The sequence below is a fragment of the Dokdonia genika genome, assembly GCF_042652845.1.
In the GTDB taxonomy this organism is placed as follows: Bacteria; Bacteroidota; Bacteroidia; order Flavobacteriales; family Flavobacteriaceae; genus Dokdonia; species Dokdonia donghaensis.
On sequence record NZ_JBHSHB010000017.1, the window covers coordinates 1 to 1,830 of the forward strand.

Below are 1,830 nucleotides of genomic sequence, written 5' to 3' on the forward strand. Positions count from 1 at the left end.
CATTTTTGAAAGCTCTATGCGCGGCGACAGATTCACAAATAAGTGTATATTTAAACAATCAATTAAAAAACAAAAAACAGGCACACCAGCAAAATGCCGCACTCGCTTTATGTAGTGGCCTGTTGTGCGTCATTTGAGGAAAATCGTGCTGAAGTTAAAAATTATTGAGTTTTAATGAAGAAATGGATACTAATAATTGCCGGAATTATACTGATTGGAATAATCGGAATTGGAATTAAAATCAACTCGGATTTAGATGAGCTTGTGGAAGCGTTAAACTCGGAGCACTCTTTAAAAGAACCGAATTTGATAATTCTTTCGGACTCAATTTCACCAAATCAAAAGCATAAATACTATGAATATCAATTTGACAAAGGCGGATTAGGATATTCAAGAATTTTTTGGTCAGTTATTAAAAATGACAAAAACGAAAATGACCTTGGAAAAGGACTAATTCCAGAAGGATACAAAATAATTGGTTGGAACAAAAGAAACGAGTTGTTATTAGAAGAATGGAATCCAACATCTGAATTAAAAACTGTGACGGAATTACAAAACGGAACAATAATTAACGGAATAAAAATAAATAAAGCGGAATAAAAACGAACGCACAACACCGTATAAAAATAATTGCGGTTTAGTGCTTAATCAAAGGTCGTTGCTTGTTTGTAACGTCTGATTTTCCTTCGGAAAATCCTCGCATACAAACCCGCAACTATTCTTATACATAAACGTGGCGGCTGATTGCCCAAGGGCTCGCAGTTCACGATAAAATAAGCTTCACAAAAGGCAGTTGTATACTTGGTTATTACCGCAATCGTATGGCTACGCTTCAAAATAGGTTTAAGAGCGATTGTAATAGCAAAAATCAAGGTTCTGGCACAGATGGGTCATAGAGCAAACTAGCTAGGATTTTAAAGCTCCCACCCTACTCAATCAGCCGCCACAGGCCACTACTCAAAAATGCCTAGGGCATACATCTTAAGCATAGAAAGCTCACACGTAGTTGCAACCAGACACAACTATTACATAACGCGAATACGACATTTTTGAAAGCTCTATGCGCGGCGACAGATTCACAAATAAGTGTATATTTAGACAATCAATTAAAAAACAACAAAACAGGCTAACCAGCAAAATGCCGCACTCGCTTTATGTAGTGGCCTGTTGTGCGTAAGCCGAAAAAAATGAACGAACCGACTAAATTTGTAGTAAAATCGAACGGAGATGAAATAAATCTCTCCATACTGCGGACTGAACTCAAATGGGCGCGAAAAATGAAATGGACTGAATCCATTTGGAAACCAAAACCAGCCTTAATAGAAATTGGCGGAAAATCATCTAGACCTTATATCGGACAAAAATATGACTCAAAGTATTTTGAAATTAAAAACGACGGATGGAATCACGAACATTGTGACTTATGTACAGTCGGAATTTATGAAAATGACTCTATATTTATTTCGGAAAATCAAATTATATGCGCAAGTTGTCATTCGGAATTTATTGTTCCAAAAAATATAAATGAGACTTTAGAGAAAATGAATAAAATTGAAAAATAATAAATGAAAAGCCTACGCACAACAACGGCTATAATTCATTGCGGCGGAATTTTCTAACCGAAAATTCCTATCTTTAAATTATGGTTTGGTAATTGGCGGAATGTCCTAGCGGACGATTCCGCAACGAAACCATAGCCCAACCGTGGCGGCTGATTGCCCAAGGGCTCGCAGTTCACGATAAAATAAGCTTCACAAAAGGCAGTTGTATACTTGGTTATTACCGCAATCGTATGGCTACGCTTCAAAATAGGTTTAAGAGCGATTGTAA

General features: G+C 36.8%; 3 protein-coding genes. 2 read left to right on the forward strand and 1 reads right to left on the reverse strand.

Going from position 1 to position 1,830, the window contains the following annotated elements:
• Positions 1-174 precede the first annotated feature (174 nt).
• The gene (locus tag ACFO5T_RS10820; protein ID WP_380034302.1) at positions 175-600 is read left to right on the forward strand and encodes a hypothetical protein; all 426 of its coding nucleotides are present in this window, start codon (positions 175-177) and stop codon (positions 598-600) included.
• A gap of 587 nt (positions 601-1,187) precedes the next feature.
• Positions 1,188-1,562, forward strand: a complete 375-nt coding sequence (locus ACFO5T_RS10825) for a hypothetical protein (RefSeq protein WP_380034304.1) — start codon at positions 1,188-1,190, stop codon at positions 1,560-1,562.
• A 53-nt stretch (positions 1,563-1,615) separates the two neighbouring features.
• On the opposite strand, the gene ACFO5T_RS10830 is transcribed toward ACFO5T_RS10825, so the two are convergent.
• On the reverse strand, positions 1,616-1,830 hold a 215-nt coding region (locus ACFO5T_RS10830), incomplete at its 5' end, for a hypothetical protein (protein WP_380034306.1).

Bases quoted from the DNA above. Each gene is read 5' to 3' on its own strand.
- ACFO5T_RS10820 (WP_380034302.1), top strand. From the start codon at position 175: ATGAAGAAATGGATACTAATAATTGCCGGAATTATACTGATTGGAATA.
- ACFO5T_RS10825 (WP_380034304.1), top strand. From the start codon at position 1,188: ATGAACGAACCGACTAAATTTGTAGTAAAATCGAACGGAGATGAAATA.